At 28.9% G+C, this 23,398-nt stretch carries 17 protein-coding genes, 1 other RNA gene and 1 riboswitch; of the genes, 13 read left to right on the forward strand and 5 right to left on the reverse strand.

Going from position 1 to position 23,398, the window contains the following annotated elements; genetic code table 11:
- The first annotated feature begins 14 nt into the window (after positions 1-14).
- Positions 15-2,375, forward strand: a complete 2,361-nt coding sequence (locus MC378_RS02725; RefSeq protein WP_242177181.1) for a CotH kinase family protein — start codon at positions 15-17, stop codon at positions 2,373-2,375.
- Between the two features lie 79 nt (positions 2,376-2,454).
- Here MC378_RS02725 and lysA read toward each other — a convergent pair whose 3' ends face one another.
- Complete coding sequence (gene lysA, locus MC378_RS02730) at positions 2,455-3,699, reverse strand: diaminopimelate decarboxylase (RefSeq protein ID WP_242177182.1); 1,245 nt, start codon at positions 3,697-3,699, stop codon at positions 2,455-2,457.
- Positions 3,700-3,925: 226 nt separating this feature from the next.
- Between lysA and MC378_RS02735 the strand changes: the two genes are divergently transcribed.
- The 4 genes from MC378_RS02735 to MC378_RS02750 all read left to right on the forward strand — a co-directional run bounded on the left by MC378_RS02735 (position 3,926) and on the right by MC378_RS02750 (position 10,075).
- Entirely contained in the window at positions 3,926-5,785 is a 1,860-nt protein-coding gene (locus tag MC378_RS02735) for a DNA topoisomerase IV subunit B (RefSeq protein WP_242177183.1), read from the forward strand.
- Complete coding sequence (locus tag MC378_RS02740; protein WP_242177184.1) at positions 5,766-5,966, forward strand: hypothetical protein; 201 nt, start codon at positions 5,766-5,768, stop codon at positions 5,964-5,966. The genes MC378_RS02735 and MC378_RS02740 overlap by 20 nt, the downstream gene beginning before the upstream one ends.
- A 13-nt stretch (positions 5,967-5,979) precedes the next feature.
- Positions 5,980-8,709 (forward strand): DNA gyrase/topoisomerase IV subunit A, encoded by a 2,730-nt coding sequence (locus MC378_RS02745; RefSeq protein ID WP_242177185.1) that lies wholly within the window; start codon positions 5,980-5,982, stop codon positions 8,707-8,709.
- A 67-nt stretch (positions 8,710-8,776) separates the two neighbouring features.
- Positions 8,777-10,075 carry a LuxR C-terminal-related transcriptional regulator gene (locus MC378_RS02750; RefSeq protein ID WP_242177186.1) on the forward strand — a complete coding sequence of 433 codons (1,299 nt, stop codon included), beginning with the start codon at positions 8,777-8,779 and terminating at the stop codon, positions 10,073-10,075.
- Between the two features lie 7 nt (positions 10,076-10,082).
- Here the strand turns inward: MC378_RS02750 and MC378_RS02755 are convergent, their stop codons facing one another.
- Positions 10,083-11,222 (reverse strand): ABC transporter substrate-binding protein, encoded by a 1,140-nt coding sequence (locus MC378_RS02755; RefSeq protein WP_338048435.1) that lies wholly within the window; start codon positions 11,220-11,222, stop codon positions 10,083-10,085.
- Positions 11,223-11,278: 56 nt separating this feature from the next.
- Positions 11,279-11,477: riboswitch (cobalamin riboswitch) on the forward strand.
- A gap of 87 nt (positions 11,478-11,564) precedes the next feature.
- Here MC378_RS02755 and MC378_RS02760 point away from each other — a divergent pair.
- The gene (locus MC378_RS02760; RefSeq protein WP_242177187.1) at positions 11,565-13,502 is read left to right on the forward strand and encodes a TonB-dependent receptor plug domain-containing protein; all 1,938 of its coding nucleotides are present in this window, start codon (positions 11,565-11,567) and stop codon (positions 13,500-13,502) included.
- Positions 13,503-13,575: 73 nt separating this feature from the next.
- On the opposite strand, the gene MC378_RS02765 is transcribed toward MC378_RS02760, so the two are convergent.
- The 3 genes from MC378_RS02765 to MC378_RS02775 are packed head-to-tail and all read right to left on the reverse strand — an operon-like array spanning position 13,576 to position 15,428.
- Positions 13,576-14,088, reverse strand: coding sequence for a DUF7935 family protein (locus MC378_RS02765; protein WP_242177188.1), 513 nt, complete (start codon positions 14,086-14,088; stop codon positions 13,576-13,578).
- Between the two features lie 3 nt (positions 14,089-14,091).
- Entirely contained in the window at positions 14,092-14,811 is a 720-nt protein-coding gene (locus MC378_RS02770) for a DUF3307 domain-containing protein (protein WP_242177189.1), read from the reverse strand.
- A 2-nt stretch (positions 14,812-14,813) separates the two neighbouring features.
- Complete coding sequence (locus MC378_RS02775; RefSeq protein WP_242177190.1) at positions 14,814-15,428, reverse strand: SatD family protein; 615 nt, start codon at positions 15,426-15,428, stop codon at positions 14,814-14,816.
- Positions 15,429-15,666: 238 nt separating this feature from the next.
- Between MC378_RS02775 and MC378_RS02780 the strand changes: the two genes are divergently transcribed.
- The 7 genes from MC378_RS02780 to rnpB all read left to right on the forward strand — a co-directional run bounded on the left by MC378_RS02780 (position 15,667) and on the right by rnpB (position 23,380).
- Complete coding sequence (locus MC378_RS02780; protein ID WP_242177191.1) at positions 15,667-17,988, forward strand: ATP-dependent helicase; 2,322 nt, start codon at positions 15,667-15,669, stop codon at positions 17,986-17,988.
- Positions 17,989-18,117: 129 nt separating this feature from the next.
- A complete protein-coding gene (locus MC378_RS02785; RefSeq protein WP_242177192.1) occupies positions 18,118-18,768 on the forward strand; it encodes a DUF4290 domain-containing protein in 651 nt (216 codons plus the stop codon).
- A gap of 3 nt (positions 18,769-18,771) precedes the next feature.
- The gene (murA, locus tag MC378_RS02790) at positions 18,772-20,082 is read left to right on the forward strand and encodes a UDP-N-acetylglucosamine 1-carboxyvinyltransferase (protein WP_242177193.1); all 1,311 of its coding nucleotides are present in this window, start codon (positions 18,772-18,774) and stop codon (positions 20,080-20,082) included.
- A 423-nt stretch (positions 20,083-20,505) separates the two neighbouring features.
- Positions 20,506-21,054 (forward strand): NUMOD4 domain-containing protein, encoded by a 549-nt coding sequence (locus tag MC378_RS02795; protein WP_242177194.1) that lies wholly within the window; start codon positions 20,506-20,508, stop codon positions 21,052-21,054.
- A gap of 89 nt (positions 21,055-21,143) precedes the next feature.
- A complete protein-coding gene (locus tag MC378_RS02800) occupies positions 21,144-21,692 on the forward strand; it encodes a nucleotide exchange factor GrpE (RefSeq protein WP_242177195.1) in 549 nt (182 codons plus the stop codon).
- Between the two features lie 70 nt (positions 21,693-21,762).
- Entirely contained in the window at positions 21,763-22,884 is a 1,122-nt protein-coding gene (gene dnaJ / locus MC378_RS02805) for a molecular chaperone DnaJ (RefSeq protein WP_242177196.1), read from the forward strand.
- A gap of 193 nt (positions 22,885-23,077) precedes the next feature.
- Positions 23,078-23,380, forward strand: an RNA gene (gene rnpB, locus MC378_RS02810) — RNase P RNA component class A.
- The last annotated feature ends 18 nt before the right edge of the window (positions 23,381-23,398 follow it).

Raw genomic sequence — 23,398 nt, forward strand, 5'->3', positions numbered from 1 at the left:
AAAAATTAAAAATAATGAAAAAAATTACCCAACTCTTACTGATGTTTCTAATTACTTCTGTAGGGTTTTCTCAAGATTTGTATGATATAAATACAATTCAAACCATCGAAATTGTGTTTGAAGAAAGTAATTGGGATCAGTTACTAGATACAGAAAAAGCAGGAGAGAATAATTACACAGAAGCAACATCTGTAACAATTAATGGAACTACTTTTTATAGTGTGGGAGTAAAGTATAAAGGAAATAGTTCATACAATGCTAACGAAGTAAAAAATCCGTTTCATATAGAATTAGATACTTATGTAGATCAAGAATATCAAGGCTATACAGATATTAAATTGGCAAATGTTTTTGCAGACCCATCGTTTGTAAGAGAAACCGTTGCTTATTCTATTGTAAATCAATACATGGACGCACCACAAGCAAATTATGCAAATGTTTATGTAAATGGAACTTTATTAGGACTGTATACAAATACAGAAGCGATTACTAAGAAGTTTGTAAATAAGCATTTTAATTCTAAGAAAAATGCTTTTTTTAGTTGTAGTCCTCCGGATGGAGCGGGTCCAGAATCTACAGTTTTACCTAGTTTAGAATATTTAGGAACAGCTTCTTCTAGTTACGAAGATGCTTATGAAATTAAATCGGATGATGAAGAAGATCCAACAGTCGAAATAGCACATTGGAATGAGTTAATAGAACTGACAAATATTTTAAATAATGATATTGAAAATATTGAAAATGTGATTGATGTCGATATGGCTATTTGGATGTTAGCATTAAATAATGTTTTGGTAAATCTAGATAGTTATATAGGAGAATTTAAACAAAACTATTATTTATATAAAGATGATAATAATCAATTTAAACCCGTAATGTGGGATTTAAATATGTCTTTTGGAACATTTAGTATGACAGGAGAAAGTAGTACTGGCGGAGGTCCAGGTGGCCCAGGAGGCGGAGGACCTGGAGGTCCAGGTGGTCCTGGTAATAGTGGTTTAAGTACGACTACAGATAAAGCTAAATTAGATCATTTATTACACATCAATGATGATGGTTTTCCTTTGTTTTCTAAATTGATGGCAGTGCCAAAATATAAGAGAATGTATTTAGCACATTATAAAACAATTTTAATTGAAAACATAAGTAATTCTAACTACTTAACTTTAGCAAATGACTACCAATCAATTATTGCTACAGCTGTAACTGCAGATACCAATAAGTTTTATACAGATGCGCAATTTACAGGAAACATTACTACGGATTATAATGTAGGTAATAATACGGCTCCTGGTTTAACCAATTTAATGAGTGAAAGAAGTACTCATTTATTATCTCAAACAGATTTTAATAATATACAGCCAACAATTAGCGATGTAGGATCTTCTGTTTCTATACCAACCATTGGAGACACAATTACGATTACAGCTAATATATCGGATACAAATACAGATGCTGTTTATTTAGGATATAGAATTGATGAAACCAAGCCATTTAGAAAAGTTTTGATGTATGATGATGGTGCTCATAATGATGGTACAGCAGGAGATAATATCTATGGAACTGATGTAATTATAGATGCAGATTATATGCATTATTATATATATGCAGAAAATGATAATATTGGATCTTTCTCTCCTGCAAGAGCAGAATATGAATTTCACACAATTGAGGCAACTTACTCAACAATTACAGAAGGAAATCTTGTTATTAATGAAATAATGGCTTCAAATGAAACAACCATAACAGATCAAGATGGAGAATATGATGATTGGTTAGAATTATATAACAATAGTTCGGAAACCTTAAGCTTAGATAATTTGTATTTATCTGATGATCCAGATGATTTATTAGTTTGGAAATTTCCGGAAGGATTAACAATAGCTCCAGATAGTTATTTAATTGTTTGGTGTGATAAAGATGATGATCAAGAAGGATTGCATGCAGATATAAAATTTTCTGCAGGTGGTGAAAGTGCAATTTTGTCTTATGCAGATGGTACAATAATTGAAAATATAACTTTTGGAGCACAAACGGATGATATGAGTTATGCAAGAAATCCAAATGGAACAGGAAATTTTGTCATTCAAGCACCAACTTTTGGTGTAAATAATGATACAGCTTTATCAACAGAAACAATAGGACTAGATTTGAATGTTAGTTTTTATCCAAATCCAATCCAATCCACTTTAAATATTGAAAGTAATATGAATCCAATTCAATCTTTAAAAGTGAGTTCTTTGTTAGGACAAGTATTATATTATAAAAAAAGTGTAAATAAGACAAAAACTGAAATAGATTTTTCAAGTTTTTCTAAAGGAGTTTATTTTGTTACTATCAATAATTCAAAAGTAGTTAAAGTAATAAATATGTAAATTAATACTCCATAAAAAAAGGTTTCAAAAATGTAAAGTAGTTTTTTGAAACCTTTTTTTGTCTAAAAAGAGCGTTTAATTATAGAGATGCTTTTTCTTTTTTAGTAATATTTTTTTCAGGAAAAGCAATTACCTCTTGGTTATGAAGTATGTCTTGCATAGTTTGTCTTTTTCTAATTAAGTAATCTTTTCCTTTGTATACCATAACTTCTGCCGGTAAATATCTAGAATTATAATTAGAGGCCATTGAGAAACAATATGCACCTGCATTGTGAAAGCATAAAACATCTTCTTCAGAAATTTCTGCAATTCTTCTGTTAGAACCAAAGGTGTCTGTTTCACAAATATAACCTACAACCGAATAGTAACGATCTCTACCTTCTGGGTTTGAAATGTTTGTAATATGATGATAAGAGTCGTACATCATGGGTCTAACTAAGTGGTTAAAACCAGAATCTACATGAGCAAAAACTGTAGAGGTTGTCTGTTTAACAACATTTACTTTAGCTAAAAAGACACCCGCTTCAGAAACTAAAAATTTACCTGGTTCAAACATTAAAGTAATTTCCTTGCCATACTCCTTGCAAAATCCATTGAATCTTTCTGATAACTGTAATCCTAATTGTTCAATATCTGTAGAAATATCTCCTTCTTTATAAGGCACTTTAAATCCGCTTCCAAAATCTATAAAATCGATATTTTCAAACTGTTTAGCTACATCAAATAAAATTTCTGTTGCACGTAAAAATGTATCAATATCTAGAATATCAGAACCTGTGTGCATATGAATTCCGTTAATGTTCATTCCGGTATTTTCTACAACACGTTTTATATGTGGAACTTGGTGAATAGAGATTCCAAATTTTGAATCGATATGACCTACAGAGATTTTAGAGTTTCCGCCTGCCATAATATGAGGATTGATACGAACACAAACAGGAATATCTGGGTGTTTTTGTCCAAATAACTCTAAAATAGAAAGATTATCAATATTAATCTGTACACCTAGTTTAGCAACTTTCTCAATTTCATTTAAAGAAACACCATTGGGCGTAAAAATAATTTTCTTAGGATCTATTCCTGTTGTTAAACTTAACTGTACTTCTTGTATAGAAACGGTATCTAAACCAGCTCCCATATTTTTAAAAAACTTTAAAATATTAATATTAGAAAGTGCTTTTACAGCATAATTCAATTTTAAATTCTTTACGCTACTAAAAGCATCAGTTAATCTTTTGTATTGAGATTCAATTTTTTCGGTATCGTAAACATATAAAGGACTTCCGTACTTATTTGCTAATTCTAAAAGTTGTGTTCTTTCCAATGTAAAATATTTTATTAATTGTGTCAAAAGTAAATAAAAGTATAAATAAAAACCTAATTGTTTAAAAATAAAACAGATTGTTGCCTTTTGTGTTTTTTAAATTAGCTTTTATAGCTATAATTTCGTTGAAAATCTGTTAATAACTAATTAGCAAAGGCATTTTATTTTAATCGGTTAAATGCTATTTTAGCAAGTACTTCAAAGGTAATAGTAGAAAGAGATTTTTATGAGTCAAGAAACAAAATATACAGAAGATAATATTCGGTCATTAGATTGGAAAGAGCATATTAGAATGCGTCCAGGAATGTACATTGGTAAATTAGGAGATGGTTCTTCTGCTGATGATGGAATTTACATTCTTGTAAAAGAAGTTTTAGATAATTCTATTGATGAATATGTGATGGGTGCAGGGAAAACCATCGAAATTTCTATACAAGGAAGTAAAGTTACAGTTAGAGATTATGGACGTGGAATTCCTTTAGGAAAGGTTGTTGATGTAGTTTCTAAAATGAATACGGGTGGTAAGTACGACTCTAAAGCGTTTAAAAAATCGGTAGGTTTAAATGGTGTTGGTACCAAAGCAGTAAATGCACTCTCCTCTTTTTTTAGAGTTGAATCTTCTAGAGATGGAAAATCTGCTTCGGCCGAATTTTGTCAAGGAAATTTAGAAAATCAAGATTTTTTAGAAGAAACATCAAGAAGAAAAGGAACAAAAGTTTCTTTTATTCCAGATGAAGAAATCTTTAAGAAATACAAATTCAGAAGTGAATATGTAGCTAAGATGCTAAAAAACTATGTGTATCTAAATCCTGGTTTAACTATTATTTTTAACGGTGAAAAGTTTTTTTCAGAAAATGGATTGAAAGATTTATTGGAAGATAATAACAATCAAGATGATATGTTATATCCAATAATTCACCTTAAAGGAGATGATATTGAAGTTGCCATCACACATAGTAAAACACAATATTCAGAAGAATATCATTCTTTTGTAAATGGACAACATACCACGCAAGGTGGAACTCATCAAGCAGCATTTAGAGAAGCTATTGTAAAAACAATACGTGAGTTTTACGGAAAGAATTTTGAGGCTTCAGATGTGCGTAAATCTATTATTTCTGCAATTGCAATTAAAGTAATGGAACCCGTTTTTGAAAGTCAGACAAAAACAAAATTAGGTTCTACAGAAATGGGAGGTAAATTACCAACAGTAAGAACCTATATTAACGATTTTGTTAAAACTCAATTAGATAATTATTTACATAAAAACCCAGAAGTAGCAGACAAGCTGCAGAAAAAAATTGTTCAGGCAGAAAAAGAGCGTAAAGAGCTTTCTGGAATTCGAAAATTAGCTAGAGATAGAGCAAAAAAAGCCAGTTTACACAATAAAAAATTACGAGATTGTAGAATTCATTTGGGTGATGTTAAAAAAGAAAACTATTTAGAAACTACGTTGTTTATTACTGAGGGAGATTCTGCTTCTGGTTCTATAACAAAATCTAGAAACGTAAATACCCAAGCCGTTTTTAGTTTAAAAGGAAAGCCTTTAAATTCTTACGGATTGAGTAAAAAAATTGTGTACGAAAACGAAGAATTCAACCTTTTACAAGCAGCTTTAAATATAGAAGATGGTTTAGAAGATTTACGTTATAATAATATTGTAATTGCAACCGATGCAGATGTAGATGGGATGCACATTCGTTTATTATTAATTACTTTTTTCTTGCAATTTTTTCCAGAATTAATCAAAGAAGGACATTTGTATATTTTAGAAACACCTCTTTTTAGAGTTAGAAATAAAAAACAAACTTTTTATTGTTATTCTGATGAAGAGAAACGTGAAGCAATTGCAAAATTAAGAGGAAAGCCAGAAATAACTCGATTTAAAGGTTTGGGTGAGATTTCTCCAAATGAATTTGTACATTTTATAGGAAATGATATTCGTTTAGATCCTGTTATGTTAGACAAAGAAATGTCTATTGAACAAATGTTAGAATTTTATATGGGAAAGAATACACCAGATAGACAAAAATTTATCATAGAGAATTTAAAAGTTGAGTTAGACTATGTCGAAGAAGAAGTATAATACAAAGTTAATTAAGAATATTATTTCTGGATTATTTGCACTATTTTTATTGTTTTGGCTATTTCAAATAGATTGGAATCATATATCAAACAAAGAAAACTCAGGTGCTATTTTTGGTGTCTTAGCAGGATTGTTAATCATCATTTCATTGCAAATAAAAACTAAAGAATCAAAAAAATAATTATTTCTCTATCATGAGTGAAGAAATAAACGAAAACGAACACGAAGAAGAATTGATTAATGAGGACGAAAATCCTCAAGAAGAAACCATTACTAAGGTTACAGGAATGTATAAAGAGTGGTTTTTAGATTATGCTTCCTATGTGATTTTAGAAAGAGCGGTCCCGTCCTTAGAAGACGGCTTAAAACCTGTTCAACGTAGAATTATGCATTCTATGAAAGATTTGGATGATGGTCGTTACAATAAAGTGGCAAATATTGTGGGGCATACCATGCAATATCACCCACATGGTGATGCTTCTATTGCAGATGCCATGGTGCAAATTGGTCAGAAAGAATTGCTGATTGACATGCAAGGAAACTGGGGAAATATTCTTACGGGAGATAGAGCTGCGGCATCAAGATATATTGAAGCACGCTTGTCTAAATTTGCATTAGATGTTGTTTTTAACCCAAAAACAACAGAATGGAAACTATCTTATGACGGAAGAAGAAAAGAACCTATAGATTTACCTGTAAAATTCCCGCTTTTATTAGCACAAGGTGCAGAGGGAATTGCAGTGGGTTTGTCTACAAAAATATTACCACATAATTTTATTGAATTAATTGATGCTTCTATTAAATATTTAAAAGGTAGAAGTTTTAAAATAGTACCTGATTTTTTAACGGGCGGAATTGCTGACTTTACCAATTATAATGATGGTAAAAGAGGTGGAAAAGTACGTATTCGTGCCAAAATTCATCAACTCGATAAAAAAACCTTAGTTATAAATGAGATTCCTTTTGGAACAACAACTACATCATTAATTGATAGTATTATCAAAGCCAATGAAAAAGGAAAAATTAAGATCAAAAAAATTGAAGACAATACTGCTGCAGAAGTAGAGATTTTAGTGCATTTACCACCAAATGTTTCTCCAGACAAAACTATTGATGCTTTATATGCCTTTACAAATTGTGAAAATTCAATATCTCCTTTAGCATGTACTATAGAAAATAATAAACCAGTATTTGTTGGTGTTTCAGAAATGTTAAAACATTCAACAGATTTAACGGTTGATTTATTAAAAAAAGAATTAGAAATTCAGTTAAACGAGCTAGAAGAACAATGGCATTTTTCATCATTAGAAAGAATTTTTATAGAAAATAGAATCTATAGAGATATTGAAGAAGAAGAAACTTGGGAAGGAGTAATTGAAGCAATTGATAAAGGTTTACAGCCTTATATCAAACATTTAAAACGGGCAATTACCGAAGAAGATATTACGCGTTTAACAGAAATACGAATCAAAAAAATATCGAAATTTGATATTGACAAAGCCAAACAATTTATAGAAGGTTTAGAAGATAAAATTGCAGTTGTAAAAAGTCATTTAGAGAATCTTGTTGAGTTTGCTATCGATTATTTTAAACGCTTAAAAGATACTTACGGAAAAGGAAAGGAGCGTAAAACAGAAATTAGAATTTTTGATGATATTGTTGCCTCAAAAGTAGCTATGAATAACGCAAAACTTTATGTAAATAGAGAAGAAGGTTTTATTGGTACTTCATTAAAAAGAGATGAGTTTGTAACAGATTGTTCAGATATAGATGATATTATTGTCTTTAGAAAAGATGGTAAAATGATGGTTACAAAAGTAGATGCTAAAACTTTTGTTGGTAAAGATATTATTCATGTTGCAGTCTTTAAAAAGAAAGATAAAAGAACGGTTTATAACTTTATGTATAGAGATGGTAGTCGAGGTCCGTCTTATATGAAACGTTTTAATGTTACTTCTGTAACAAGAGATAAAGAATACGATTTAACAAACGGAAATAAAGGTTCTATAGTACATTATTTTACAGCAAACCCTAACGGAGAAGCAGAAGTTGTTACTGTTAATTTACGATCTGTAGGTAGCGTAAAAAAACTAAAATGGGATATTGATTTTGCTGATTTAGCCGTAAAAGGAAGAGCTGTTCGTGGAAATACCATTACAAAGTACACTATAAAATCTATTGACTTTAAATCGGAAGGTGTTTCTACTTTAAAGCCAAGAAAAATTTGGTTTGACGATGCTGTACAACGCTTAAATGTTGATGAAAGAGGAGAATTGTTAGGAGAGTTTAAAGCAGAAGATAAATTGTTAATCATCACACAAAATGGTAAAGCCAAAGCGGTAAAACCAGATTTAGCGATGCATTTTGAAAGTGATATGATTGTTCTAGAAAAATGGAAACCGAATAAGCCAATTTCTGCGATTTATTTTGATGGAGAAAAAGAACGTTATTATATCAAACGGTTTTTAATTGAAATACCAGAAAAAGAAGAAGTATTTATTTCTGAACATCCAAAATCCCAATTAGAAATAGTTGCTACAGATTATAGACCAATTGTAGAAGTTGTGTATTCTAAAAGAAGTCTAGAAAATGAAGAAGTAAATCTTGAGGAATTTATAGCTGTTAAGGGAATAAAAGCACAAGGAAACCAATTGACTGCAGAGAAAATTAAACAAGTAAATTTATTGGAAGCTTTACCTTTTGAAGAACCTGAAGAAGATAAATTAGAAGAAATAGAACTTGTAGGTGAAGAGGAAGTTGAAGATAAATTACCTATTGATGTTCCTGAAGTTACAATAAATAAACCAATAGCAGAAAACGTTTCTCCTGAAGAAAAAGCAAGAATTGCATTGCAAAAATCAATTGCAAAAAAGAAAGCAGAAGTTAAAAAAAACGATGACGAAAGTCAAACTAAATTATTTTAAATAAAACAGAAAATAACACCTACTAATATTCTAATTTTTGAGAAGAAAACTTATATATACATTTTTTTTGATTTTTACAGCTTTGAGTTTCTCTCAAACAAAAATCTCGTATTTTCATGATTTAAAACAAGATTTAAATATAAGTAATATTGATTCTGTAAATTTTAAGACATACAATGGGCCAATTAACCAAGGCTTAAATAATGGTGTTTTTTGGGTTAAAATAGAAAATTTCAAGAAAGAAAAGAGTAGCTATATTGTTCATGTTTTAAATTACAAAATTGTAAATACTAAAGGTTTTCAAGGAAATAAAGAACTTGTCAAATTAACAAAAGAACGTTACCCTACTTATAAGACTTCAAGTTCTGCACCAATTTATTTAAGAGTAGAGGCTTATAGAGAAGCCTTAATTCCTATTGAAGTAAAAACGTATTCTTCATTAGTTAATGAAGAAAAAAATAATTTTTTATTTATTGGTTTTTATTTTGGCTTTGCTTTTATAACAATTGTACTAAATATTCTTTATTTTTTAAATCTAAGAAGAAGAATATTTATACTATACAGTTTGTTTTTAGCTTCAATATCAGTTACGATTTTTGTAAGTGACGGCATGCTAAGTTTATTAGGATATTCTGAAAATTTTATCAGTTATATGGTGGCTACATCCCATTTTTTAACGTTTGGTTTTGCTTTGTTATTTTCTAGCAATTATATGCAAATAAATAATTATTATCCTAAGGTTAAATATATTGGCTCTTTTATCTTTTTTATAATTTCAGTATTTTATATTATGTATTTGATTACAAATAATTTTATATATTTTGTAATATTAGAATCACTAGGTTTTTTATTATTTGTTATTTACTGGTTCACAGGGGTTTTGTTGTTTAGAAAAAATTTATTTATTAAAATATTTGTGGTTGGATATTTCTTTATTCTAGTTTTTGCTACCAACTTTTATTATATGAAACTGTTTGGCTTTTCTGATTATTTTGTTAGCCCTTTTATTTTAAAATTAGGAGGTTTTTTTGAAATGACTTTACTTTCTTTTGCCGTTATATATAGAATGAAAATATTAAATGACGAGAATTATTTAATGAGAAGTGAAATTCTTAATTATTCTAAGGAAGTTAATTCTTTATCAAAAGAATTAAAAATGAAAACGGATATTACCCCCTTAGTTGATACAAATTTAAGTATTAGAGAGTCAGAAATATTTGATTTTATAGTTGTAGGAATTACCAACAAAGAAATTGCAGATAAACTTAATATTTCTGTTAACACAGTTAAATTTCATGTAAAAAATATTTACGAAAAACTAAATATTAAAAGCAGAAAAGAAGCAAAGAATTTATTAAAAGCATAAAAAAAAATTAGTTCATCTTTTCAAAAAAAGTAAAACTATAATTTGGTAATAAATCAGGGTTTGTAATTTTAATAATATCTTTTAAAACTAAATCAGGTCTTGTAGAGGCTAATTCATAATAAATGACACCACCTGTTTTTCCTTTTTTAGTAGAAGGTGTGTAAATTTTATCATTTTGAAAAGATGAAAATTTAGTGTATAATTGATTACTTTTTAGCAACTGTTCTTTAGAAGAAAAATAACCAGGAGCAATCCAATAATCAGCTTCTTTTCCTTTGTCAAAAACACTTTCAAAACTTAAAGATAAACTTCCTTTTCCTTTGGTGTTTTTCCATAAATAATCCACATTAGCATCTATTAAAAACTGAGCAACAAAACTTTCTCCAGCAGGCAGACTCCATATGTCTTTACTCATAATTGCACCCGATAAAATAGTTGGTTTTTTGGTTGATTTTTTTGCTAATTTTTTTGCTTCTATATAATTTTTTTCAATGACCTTAAAAATGCTATCAGCCTGTTTTTCTTTATCAAATAAAATACCAAAAAACTTAATCCATTCTGCTCTTCCTAAAGGAGTTTCTTCAAGCCAATCTCCATTATAAACAACATTAATTCCTGCTTTTTTTATAGTTGTTAGAGATTTATCTGCAGAAGAAACACTATAACCTACTACTAAATCTGGTTGTAAGTTTAATAGAATTTCGGTGTTTAAAGAACTTTCTTTTCCTATTTCTTTTATTATTCCCTCATCAATTAATTGTCTAGTTTTTTCTGATGATACATACTTTCCATAAGGAAAACCAACAATAGTATTTTCTTTATTGAGCAATTCTACCATTGGAATATGTGTTGTTGAGGTTACAACTATTTTTTTAATAGGAACTTTAATTATATTGTATTTATAATCTAGTATGCTATCGGTTTTATTTTCTTTTATGATGTATTCAAAAACATCTTTAGAATTTTGGTAAGTAGATTTTATGATTAATTTTTTAACGCCCTTTTCATTAACAATATCAAAACCTTTGGCATATTTAATGTTACTTTCAGAAGTCGTTTTTGTGTCAACTTTTAGAATTTCTTTTTTACAAGAAAATACGAGTATAACAAGGATTAAAAAAAATAAATTCTGTGTACTTTTCATCATCAAAAATAATTTGACAACAAGATTACAAAATTGTTTTGTAAAATCAATTTATAAACTACATTTGTCGTGATTTTGGTTTTGATGTTAAAATCATTTTACATCAAATTAAAAGGGAATCTAGTTAAAATCTAGAGCTGTTCCCGCAACTGTAAGCTAAAAAGCTTGTAACTAATTCTTTAACCACTGACATTTTTTTGTTGGGAAGGTCAGTTACAAGACGCAAGTCAGGAGACCTGCCAAAAATCAAAAAAAGAGTTAAAAACTTTCGGGATAAAAGTTTATGTACCAATCTATATTTGTACACAAAATTTACCTGATTTATTGAAAATCAAATTTATTAAAATGAAAAAACAATTACTAATTGTAAGTGTATTGGCATGTAGTTTTGTCAACACCAATTTTTTTGCACAGCAAAAAGAAAAGGTAGAAACTTTAGATGAGGTTGTACTAACTGCAACTAAGTTTAAACTAAAAAAAGAGAATACTGGTAAAGTAATTCAAAAAATCACGCAAAAACAATTGCAACAAAATGCAGGTAAGAATGTTGTTGACATCTTAAATATGATTGCAGGGATTGATGTTAGAGGGGTAAATTCTAATGCATCAGAACCTAGAAGTATAAATATTAGAGGTGGTAGAAGTAGACAGGTTTTGGTTTTGATAGACGGAGTACCTGTAACAGATCAATCAGGTATAAACCAAGAATTTGATTTACGTTTGTTGGCTTTAAGTCAAATAGAATCTATTGAAATTCTAAAAGGAGCTTCATCTACGCTATATGGTTCTGGAGCTGCAACTGCAGTTATCAATATTCTTTTAAAGAAAGCTTCTAAAAATCAAATCTCTGGTTCTTTTGAAACAAGTTTAGGTACAAATAATACAGCAAAGATTACAGGTAGTGGTTTATCTGATAAAAATCAAAATGTAAATTTAAACGGATCATTGGGAAAATTTAATTTTTTAGGATCTTTTAGTATTACTGGAATTGATGGAATGTCGTCTGCAAAAAGTAAAACGAATACTGAGTTTGATAAAGATGCATTTCATAGGAAAAATACATTATTAAAATTAGGATATGATTTTAGCAAAAATATGAGTGTTGAAACGTTTTTAAATTATGATGAGTTTGATTATAATTTTGATGCTGGTGCATTTTCGGATAGTGATGTAAATACAGGGAATCAAGAACAATTTAGAGTTGGAGTAAAGCCTAAATTTTCTTATAAGAATGGTCAAGTTTATTTATTAGCTTCTTTAAATGTGGTAGAAAGAGATGTAGATCAATTCAATTCTTATGCAGGAACTTTAGATAATTATGAGTTTGTAGGTAGAAGTATTAATCTAGATTTGGTAAATAAATACGATTTTAAAGAGATTAATTTTCAATTAATTACGGGGTTAAACTATCAAAAACACAGTAATAATACCGTAACTCCGTTTGCTATTATAGATAAATCTGTGGCTAATTTTAGTACAATAGATCCGTATGCAAGTGTTGTCTATATCTCAAATTATGGTTTAAGTGTAAATGTTGGTGGACGACTAAATATTCATAATGTCTATGGAAATCATTTGGTTTATGATGGAAATTTAGCGTATTCAGTTTTAAAAAATGAAACCGCTTCTGTAAAATTATTAACGTCATATAGTACAGCGTTTATAGCACCAAGTTTATACCAATTATATGATGGTTTTGCAGGCAACTTAGATTTGAAACCAGAATCTAACAAAACTTTTGAAGTTGGTTTTGATGCTAGCTATAAAGATTGGTTAAAATTAGATGCTGTATATTTTAATAGAAAAGAAGATGATGCTATTGTTTATAATAATAGTACTTATAAATATGCTAATGGATCTTCTAACTCAAATGGATTTGAAGTTAATTCAGTAATATCTCCAGTAAGTTTTTTAACATTTAATGCATCTTATACTTATGTAGATAAAGATGAATTAGAAGATTTTAACGACTATATTCCAGCTAATAAAATTGTTGCAGGTGTAGATATCACGGTCTTAGAGAATACTTTTTTTAATTTTACATATAGAAGTGTAGGGGAGAGAACATATTTTGATAGATATGGTTCTTTTGGTGCTTTTGGTGCCGATGTAATTTTACCGAGCTATCAAGTATTAGATTTTAGTGCAAATTATAAGTTATTAAATGAAACAGTAACATTGTTTGGTGCTGTTACAAATTTATTAAACGAAGATTACGATGATATTTTAGGGTATTCTACACGTGGTAGAAATATTAAGTTTGGAGTAAGGCTACAATTTTAACTTTTCTTACTTATTAAATATTTAATTGATAATTATAAAAAACCTTCTTTAAATCTAAAGAAGGTTTTTATAATTATAGTAATTTCTTTACTTCATTTTTTATAAATGAAATAGCTGTTTCTGTAGGGGGGAGAGTTTTAGAGTAATCTATTAAAATATTTTCTCTTAAGTTGTTTGCTGAATTAGATGTTTTTGCAGCTTGTTTTAATTTATTAATAACAGCATTTTTTGCAGCAACTATTGCCGTCCAAGAATCGTTAGAAATGTATATTTGTTGCACTAAATTATGTTCAAATTCTTGCTCTATATTTGCTATTAATAATTGTAAATATTCATTGGTGTTCTCCGAGATTGGTTTTACTCTAACCAATATTTTAATAGGGTTAATACGCTCACAAAACAATGTCATTCGCTCATAAGCATGTAGTTTAATAGGTAAAGAATCTTTTTTTTTGCCAGTTAAAAGTTCTATTTTTTTATCTGTGTTTTCTTTTTTTACAATGCTATTAAACATGTAATACGTAACAAAGCCGGTAACTACAGCTGGTAAAATATAGGCAATACTTTCTAATAATTTGTCTTCCATAAATTAGATTAAATTTAAAAGATACAAATATAGAACTCCTAAAAAGATAGCAAAGCCAAAACTTAATAAAGTACCAATTAAAATATATTCTGTCAGTTTCCTGTCTTTTGACGAAGTTAAGTCTCCAAATCTAAAAACTGATTTAGCAGCCAATAAAAAACCAATAGCTTCCCAATGATTGCTAATTACAAATGTAAAAACAAATAAGCGTTCTAAAATTCCTATGTAGCGTCCTGCTTTAGCAAGTGAGTCATCATTTTCTTTTTTGTTTTCAGGATTCCATTGTGTAATAATTATTTTAATGATAATTGCAGAAACAGATATTATTAAGAGTAAAAAAATGAGCAATAACAAATTTTTTTCTGTGATGATATCTTCTAGTGAAAATGAATAATCTGTATACATCGAACTAGCTAGTAACAGAATTAAAAGACGTGAAATTTGATCGATAAAAAACCAAATCCGTGTTGTTTTCTTTTTTTGAAGATATAATTTTAGAATATCAATAATATAATGAGAACTAATAATTAATAAAAAACCTAACCAATATTCTTTTAAATTGAATTTAAGTACAAGTAATAATAAAAGTGCATGAACACCTATATGAAAGTATAATTTTAAAGATTTTACTTTCTTTTTTTCTTTGTCTTTTACCCAGTTTTCTGGTTGAAAAACAAAATCACCTAAAATATGTGCTAATAAAAATTTTAAGAATATTAACATAATTATACGTTTATCTTTTGTTTGATTAATTTCCTAAAACGCTTTTCCAATTTCATAATAGGTTCAAATCCAGCACGTTTTTGTCTTTCACTAACTCTTCCTTGTGTAATTCCTAAAAGAGTAGCTATTTCATTTTGAGTAATATTTTTAGATTCTAAAGACAATTTAAAAACTTCTGCAGAATTTTTTGTCCAAGAATCCATTGTCAATAACGCCAAGTCAAAAGCAATATTTAGCTCTTCATCTAGTTCTTGCCATGGTGTCTTTATAGCAATAGTTTGTTTTTTTAAATAGGTGTCAAAGGCGAAACCAGAATTAATAAAAGCTTCTCCGTTAGATGTTGTGATTTCATCCACATTAAATTCTTTTTTACCTATTCCAATACCGATTCTAACATCAATATTCTCTATTGATTTTAAGTGGGATTTTAATTTTAATGCTGCATAAAATGCTTGCTCACAGTTTTTGATTTCTAATTGAAAACTGTCACCTCTATAAATTTGCCAAGTTTTAGGAGCATTACCAAATGATCTTAAGATGTCTTTTAGTGTTTCTATCCAAAAATGATCTTCATTTTTTCTAGATTTGATGATGTCTCCTGTTAAAATACTGGTCATTATTAGTATAAAATTTAAGCAAATATATAGTTTCTTTAGTTAAATCGAAAAAATATCTGCCTATAAGCAGATATTTTTAATTATCTGCTCATAAGCAGATATTATATTTTATCTGTTTATAGGCAGATAAATGAATGGTTTTATGAAAATAATTTGTGAATAAAAATTAAAGATCTTCCTTATTAGAAACAAATAGTTTGGTTAAATTCACGTTTTCAAACTCTTTCAAAAAAAACTATTGAATACTTATTTAAATTCTTTAAACGAAGCTCAAAAACAAGCTGTCTTACAAAAAGATGGCCCAATGATAATAATAGCAGGAGCAGGTTCTGGTAAAACGCGTGTATTAACTTATAGAATTGCACATTTAATGCAACAAGGAGTTGATGCTTTTAATATTTTATCACTCACATTTACCAACAAAGCAGCAAGAGAAATGAAAGAAAGAATTGCAGGAGTTGTTGGGGTAAGTGAAGCAAAAAATTTGTGGATGGGAACTTTTCACTCTGTGTTTGCAAGAATTTTACGTTCGGAAGCAGATAAGTTGGGTTTTCCAAGCAATTTTACGATTTACGATTCTCAAGATTCTGTTAGATTGATTTCTGCAATTATCAAAGAAATGAATTTAGATAAAGAACGTTATAAACCAAAACAAATTTTAAATAGAATTTCATCATTTAAAAATAGTTTGATAACGGTAAGAGCCTATTTTAATAACTCAGATTTACAAGAAGCAGATTTACATGCAAGTAGGCCAAAAGTTGGAGAAATTTACAAAGAATATGTTGATAGATGCTTTAAAGCAGGGGCAATGGATTTTGATGATTTATTATTAAGAACCAATGAATTACTAGCACGTTTTCCAGAATCTTTAGCAAAATATCAAGACCGGTTTAGATATATTATGGTTGATGAGTATCAAGATACAAATCACTCACAATACCTAATTGTAAAAGCTTTAGCAGATCGCTTTCAAAATATTTGTGTGGTTGGTGATGACTCGCAAAGTATCTATAGTTTTAGAGGGGCAAATATTCAGAATATTTTAAACTTTCAAAAAGATTATCCAGAAGTAAAAACATTTAAATTAGAACAAAATTACCGCTCTACAAGTAATATTGTAAACGCAGCAAATTCTGTAATAGCAAGAAATAAAACCAAATTAGATAAAGAGGTTTGGACTTCTAATGATGCTGGAGATGCGATAAATGTTATGCGTACAATTTCTGATGGAGAAGAAGGTCGTTTTGTAGCACAATCCATTTGGGAAAATCAAATGAACCATCAATTAAGTTCTGATGATTTTTGTGTGCTGTATAGAACAAATTCACAATCTAGAGCTATTGAAGATGCGCTGCGTAAAAAAGGGATTGATTATAAAATTTATGGTGGAATTTCTTTTTATCAAAGAAAAGAAATCAAAGATATACTGTCTTATTTACGTATTTTAATCAATCCAAATGATGAAGAAGCTTTAAAAAGAATTATCAATTATCCTGCTCGTGGAATTGGAGCAACTACAATAGATAAATTAACTATAGCAGCAAATCATTATAAAAAATCAATTTTCGATATTATAAAATATATAGATAAAATTGATTTAAAAATAAATGCTGGAACCAAAAATAAACTTCAGAATTTTATGAACATGATGTTGCGACTTCAAATAGAATCGCAAACAAAAAATGCTTTTGAAATCGCTGAAACAGTTGTAAAACAAACCCAGTTAATTAAAGATTTAGAAAAAGATGGAACGCCAGAAGCTGTTAGTAAAGTAGAAAATGTTCAAGAACTTTTAAACGGAATAAAAGATTTTATTACCGATAAAATTGAAGAAGGTCAAGATACTTCTTTAACTACGTTTTTAGAAGATGTTGCCTTGGCTACAGATTTTGATGCTAAAAAAGATGATGATAAACCATCTGTTTCTTTAATGACAATTCATCAATCAAAAGGATTAGAGTACTTATATGTTTATATTGTTGGTTTAGAAGAAAATTTATTTCCTTCTGCAATGAGTATGAATACTAGAAGTGAGCTAGAAGAAGAACGAAGATTATTTTATGTTGCATTAACTAGAGCAGAAAAAGTAGCTTACCTATCTTATGCACAAACGCGTTATAGATGGGGGAAATTAGTTGACGCAGAACCCAGTAGATTTTTAGAAGAAATAGATGAACAGTATTTACATTATATTACACCTAAAACTCCAGAATCTTCTGTTAATAGGTTTATAGACAAAAGTATTTTTGAGGATGCTCCTAAAGGAATTCGTTTTCAAAAACCAATTCAACGAAAGAAAATGGAACGAGATTTGGTGAAAAAGAAAGAAATCATAGTTCCTAAAAATCTTAAAAAAGTATCGCAAGCAACATCAAAAACAAACTTGTTTGATGGCAATATTGTAGTAGGTAATATCGTTGAACATAATAGATTTGGTAGTGGAGAGGTACTTGCTTTAGAAGGAAGTGGTCCTAATAAAAAAGCAGAAATCAAATTTGGTACCGTTGGTAAAAAGAAATTGTTATTACAATTTGCAAAATTAAAAGTGATAGGTTAAAAATTAAGAAATTAAATCTCAATTAGTCATTCATAATTCGTTATTATTAATTATTTTGCGACTTTAAATAACTTCAATATATTAGTGTGTAATTCTTGTACTTATCAAGAACACTTCAAAAATAAATAAATGACATTCGATTTAGAATACAATTCAGAAAGACCGTTAATGATAATACCAGAATACGGCAGACATATTCAAAAATTAGTAGATCATTGTGTTGCTTTAGAAACTAAAGAAGAGCGCGATAAAATGGCAAAGGCTATTGTAGATGTAATGGGTAATTTACAACCACATTTACGAGACGTGCCAGATTTTAAACACAAATTATGGGATCAGTTAAACATTATGGCCGATTTTAAATTAGATGTAGAATCTCCTTATCCTCAACTTTCTAAAGAAGAATTGCAAGAAAAACCAGAAGCTTTACCTTATCCTAAATCTGCTTCTAGATATCGTTATTATGGTAACAATATTCAAACAATGATAGATGTTGCATTAAGTTGGGATGATGGTGATAAAAAAGAAGCATTGGTTTTTACTATTGCTAACCACATGAAAAAATGTTATTTAAATTGGAATAAAGACACTGTAGATGATGCCGTAATTTTTAATCACTTATATGATTTATCTGATGGAAAATTAGATCTAAGAAATACCAAAGAAGAATTATCTGAAAGTAAAAATTTACTTAAGAAAAGAAATTCTCAAGGGCAAAATCACACTAAAAGCAATCAAAAGAAACCACATCATAACAATAAAAATAGAAAAAGATATTAGTCTATGGCATCATTTAAAATTGAAGGAGGACATAAATTAAGTGGAACGATAACTCCACAAGGAGCAAAAAATGAAGTTTTACAAATACTTTGTGCAGTTCTACTAACTCCAGAAAAAGTAGTTGTAAATAATGTCCCAGATATTATTGATGTAAATAAATTAATTTTTATTCTTGGTGAATTAGGAGTTAAAGTTGAAAAATTAACAAGTAATTCTTACGCTTTTCAAGCTGATGAAATTAACTTAAAATATTTAGAATCTGTAGATTTTAAAAGAGATGGAAGTTCTTTGCGTGGCTCTATTATGATTGTTGGTCCTCTTTTAGCTCGTTTTGGAAAAGGTTATATTCCTCGTCCTGGAGGTGATAAAATTGGTCGTAGACGTTTAGATACCCATTTTGAAGGATTTATTAGATTAGGAGCAAAATTTCGTTACAATAAAGAAGAACATTTTTATGGAGTAGAAGCAGATGAATTACAAGGAACAGAAATGTTACTTGATGAAGCTTCAGTAACTGGAACTGCAAATATTTTAATGGCATCTGTATTGGCAAAAGGAACAACCAAAATTTACAATGCAGCTTGTGAACCTTATATTCAACAATTATGTAAAATGTTGAATTCTATGGGAGCCAAAATATCAGGTGTTGGATCTAATTTGTTAACTATTAAAGGGGTAGAACATTTAGGAGGATGTGAGCACACTGTTTTACCAGATATGATTGAAATTGGTTCTTGGATTGGTGTTGCTGTCATGACTCGTTCTGAGTTAACTATTAAAGATGTTAGTTGGGAAAATTTAGGGCAAATTCCAAATGTATTTAGAAAATTAGGAATTACTTTAGAAAAAAAAGGAGATGACATTTATATCCCAAAGCAAGAATCTTATCAAATTCAGAATTATATAGATGGTTCTGTACTTACAGTAGCAGATGCTCCTTGGCCTGGGTTTACACCAGATTTATTAAGTATCGTTTTAGTAATCGCTACACAAGCAAAAGGAACTGTTCTTATTCACCAGAAAATGTTTGAAAGCCGTTTGTTTTTTGTTGATAAACTAATTGATATGGGAGCAAAAGTTATTTTATGTGATCCTCATAGAGCAACCGTAATTGGAATGAATTTTGAAAGTTCTTTAAAAGCTACCAAAATGACATCGCCAGATATTAGAGCAGGAATTTCATTATTAATTGCTGCTTTGTCTGCAAAAGGAACAAGTATTATTAATAATATAGAACAAATAGATAGAGGTTACGAAAATATTGAAGCCCGTTTAAAATCTATTGGTGCAAAAATTGAAAGAATTAATGACTAATGAAATGTTTTTTTTTAAATTTAAATAAAATTATTAGGAGTCAAAACTATTTAGAAAAATTTAAAATTTAGATTAGGTTTTATTTACCGTAAATGAGTATATTAGAAACTTAAATAAAAAAAGAATTTAATCTGGTCGTAAAAGAGATTAAAAAAATCAAGTTTTTAATAATTAAATCATATTGTTAAAAACTTGAAATAATTAACAAAAAAGATTACCCTCCCCTTACAAATAATAATATACGGTTGATTTTCAATAATTAGCAATATTTTACTAATTATTGAAAATCAATTCATATTGATAAAATAAATAGATAGAGTAAGCAAAATATTTTGTTACTCGTTTAAAATTTATTGGTACAAGAATTAAAAAAAAAGGCTGATTAAGAAAAAGTATTTTATTAATTAAAAATGCTTTTATATTATGATAAGAACTTTGTGGAATGAAGAATGGAAGTCTATTCAATTTGATGAGAAAATTTCTGATGAAAAAAAATTTAAGATTTCTAATTATGGAAGAATTCTTTGTTGTAAAAACGGTGAAGAAATTTTAAGGAAAAAAAGTTTTATAAATGGTTATGAAACTATTTCTGTAAAACAGGCAGTAAATAATAAATCTACGAGTAGATACGTACATAAGTTAGTAGCTCAACATTTTCTTAAAAAAGAAAATGAAGAACAAATTTTTGTTTTGCATATTAATTATGATAAAACAGATAACACGGTCGGAAATTTAAAATGGGCAACCAAAAGAGAAAAAGAATTACATCAGTTTAAAAACCCTGTATTTATAGAATCTAAAAAAAATAAAAAAACAAACTATAAACTCACTGAAGGAAAAGTGAAAATAATAAAAAGGCAACTAAAAAATAAAAGAACAAGAATAACAATGATTGCCAAACGTTTTGGGGTCTCAGACATGCAAATACACAGAATTAAATCTGGTGAAAACTGGGGACATGTAAAAATATAAAAACAAAAAAATAGTGTCAGTTTGACACTATTTTTTTGTTGGCAGCATTTTTGCCAATAAACTGTAGATAATTAAATGATTACAAAGAAATGAGTAAGAAAGACAACAGAAACGAAGAAGAAATAATAAACGAACAAGAATCTGTTCAAGATAAAGATAATCAAGAAGTTGAGTCAGGAGATGTAAAAGAAGAACCAACTGCAGAAGAATTAATTCAAGTAGAAAAAGATAAGTTTTTACGTTTATTTGCAGAGTTCGAAAATTATAAAAAAAGAACAACAAGAGAAAGAATAGAGTTGTTTAAAACTGCAGGGCAAGAATTAATGACATCTTTACTGCCAATTGTTGATGATTTTGAGCGTGCACTGACACATATTGAAGAAGATAATAATGAAGATGAATTAAGAAAAGGTGTAACCTTAATTTATCAAAAATTCTATAATACCTTAGAGCAAAAGGGATTGTCAAAAATTGAAACAAATACAGGTGATAACTTTGATGCAGAAATGCATGAAGCAATTACACAAATTCCTGCTCCTTCAGAAGATTTAAAAGGAAAAATAATAGATTGTGTAGAAAAAGGTTACAAATTAGGAGATAAAATAATTCGTTATCCAAAAGTGGTAATAGGACAATAAATAAATTACAATTAACAATGTACAATTACCAATGATCACTGATTACTGTTAATTGATAATTGAAATACAAATGGCAAAACAAGATTATTACGAAATATTAGGCATTTCAAAATCAGCTTCACAAGCAGAAATAAAGAAAGCTTACAGAAAAATGGCTATTAAATATCATCCAGATAAAAATCCAGATGATAAAACTGCTGAAGAGAATTTTAAAAAATCCGCAGAAGCTTATGAAGTTTTAAGTGATGAAAACAAAAAAGCAAGATATGATCAATATGGTCATGCGGCTTTTGATGGTCCACAAGGTGGTGGCGGTTTTGGTGGTGGCGGAATGAATATGGATGATATATTCAGTCAATTTGGAGACATCTTTGGAGGTGGCGGTTTTGGTGGTTTTGGTGGTGGAGGCCAACGTCAAGGAAGGGTTAAAGGAAGTAATATGCGTATTCGTGTTAAACTTACTTTAGAAGAAGTAGCTAAAGGTGTAGAGAAAAAAGTTAAAGTTCGTAGAAAAGTTCAGGCAGAAGGAGTTAAATATAAAACTTGTCCTACCTGTAATGGAACTGGTCAACAAATGCGTGTTACAAACACCATTTTAGGAAGAATGCAAACTGCAACAACTTGTAGTGCTTGTTCTGGAGCTGGAGAAGTTATAAGTAGTAAACCAAACGGAGCAGATTCTGATGGTTTAATCATAAAAGAAGAAACGGTTTCAATAAACATCCCTGCTGGTGTTACAGAAGGGGTTCAATTAAAAGTTGGAGGAAAAGGAAATGATGCTCCGGGTAATAACTCTATTTCTGGTGATTTATTAGTTTTGATAGAAGAAATTCACCACGAAACTCTAAAAAGAGAAGGAACAAATATTCATTATGATTTGTATATTAATTTTTCGGAAGCAGTTTTAGGAATCACTAAAGAAGTAGAAACTGTTACAGGGAAAGTAAAAATTAAAATAGATGCTGGTACTCAATCTGGTAAAATTCTTCGATTAAAAGGAAAAGGGTTACCAAGTATAGAACGTTACGGAACAGGTGATTTTTTAATTCATATTAATGTTTGGACACCTCAAGAGTTAAATAAAGAACAAAGACAGTTTTTTGAGAAAATGTCGAGTAATGAAAACTTTGCACCAAGTCCAAATAAATCAGATAAATCATTTTTTGAGAAAGTAAAAGATATGTTTTCTTAAAATTATGTTAAGAAATAAAATAATATAACTATTTATACTTAAAAAGTATTTTATTTTAAATAATATAATTTACATTTGTAGTGTTACTGGTTTTACCGGTAACACTTTTTCTTTTTCATAGCAATTTTTCCCACTCAATTTTTTGAGTGGGTTTTTATTGTTAAAAAGATTGTATTTTTATAATATTAAAATATTAGCAGACAAATCTTATCGACTTGTTTTACAAGTAGGAAAGTCCGGACACCAAAGAGTAAGCATAGTGGATAACATCCATCCAACGTAAGTTGAGGACAAGTGCAACAGAAAGTATGTACAGTTAGGCTGTAGTGAAACCAGGTAAACTCTATGCGGTGCAATGCCATGTATATTAGAGCTTGAGGGCTACTCGCTCGATTCTAAAGGGTAGGCAGATAGATTCTAAGAGTAATTTTAGAACTAGATAAATGATAAGAACCTTTTTAAGGAACAGAATTCGGCTTATATGTCTGCTTTTATTTTAAATTATAACATTAGT

It is taken from the genome of Polaribacter marinus (assembly GCF_022662535.1).
Classification (GTDB): domain Bacteria; phylum Bacteroidota; class Bacteroidia; order Flavobacteriales; family Flavobacteriaceae; genus Polaribacter; species Polaribacter marinus.

Coding starts and splice junctions, on each gene's coding strand:
- MC378_RS02725 (WP_242177181.1), top strand. CDS start 15: ATGAAAAAAATTACCCAACTCTTACTGATGTTTCTAATTACTTCTGTA.
- MC378_RS02735 (WP_242177183.1), top strand. CDS start 3,926: ATGAGTCAAGAAACAAAATATACAGAAGATAATATTCGGTCATTAGAT.
- MC378_RS02740 (WP_242177184.1), top strand. CDS start 5,766: ATGTCGAAGAAGAAGTATAATACAAAGTTAATTAAGAATATTATTTCT.
- MC378_RS02745 (WP_242177185.1), top strand. CDS start 5,980: ATGAGTGAAGAAATAAACGAAAACGAACACGAAGAAGAATTGATTAAT.
- MC378_RS02755 (WP_338048435.1), bottom strand. CDS start 11,222: ATGATGAAAAGTACACAGAATTTATTTTTTTTAATCCTTGTTATACTC.
- MC378_RS02760 (WP_242177187.1), top strand. CDS start 11,565: ATGAAAAAACAATTACTAATTGTAAGTGTATTGGCATGTAGTTTTGTC.
- MC378_RS02765 (WP_242177188.1), bottom strand. CDS start 14,088: ATGGAAGACAAATTATTAGAAAGTATTGCCTATATTTTACCAGCTGTA.
- MC378_RS02770 (WP_242177189.1), bottom strand. CDS start 14,811: ATGTTAATATTCTTAAAATTTTTATTAGCACATATTTTAGGTGATTTT.
- MC378_RS02775 (WP_242177190.1), bottom strand. CDS start 15,428: ATGACCAGTATTTTAACAGGAGACATCATCAAATCTAGAAAAAATGAA.
- MC378_RS02785 (WP_242177192.1), top strand. CDS start 18,118: ATGACATTCGATTTAGAATACAATTCAGAAAGACCGTTAATGATAATA.
- murA (WP_242177193.1), top strand. CDS start 18,772: ATGGCATCATTTAAAATTGAAGGAGGACATAAATTAAGTGGAACGATA.
- MC378_RS02795 (WP_242177194.1), top strand. CDS start 20,506: ATGATAAGAACTTTGTGGAATGAAGAATGGAAGTCTATTCAATTTGAT.
- MC378_RS02800 (WP_242177195.1), top strand. CDS start 21,144: ATGAGTAAGAAAGACAACAGAAACGAAGAAGAAATAATAAACGAACAA.
- dnaJ (WP_242177196.1), top strand. CDS start 21,763: ATGGCAAAACAAGATTATTACGAAATATTAGGCATTTCAAAATCAGCT.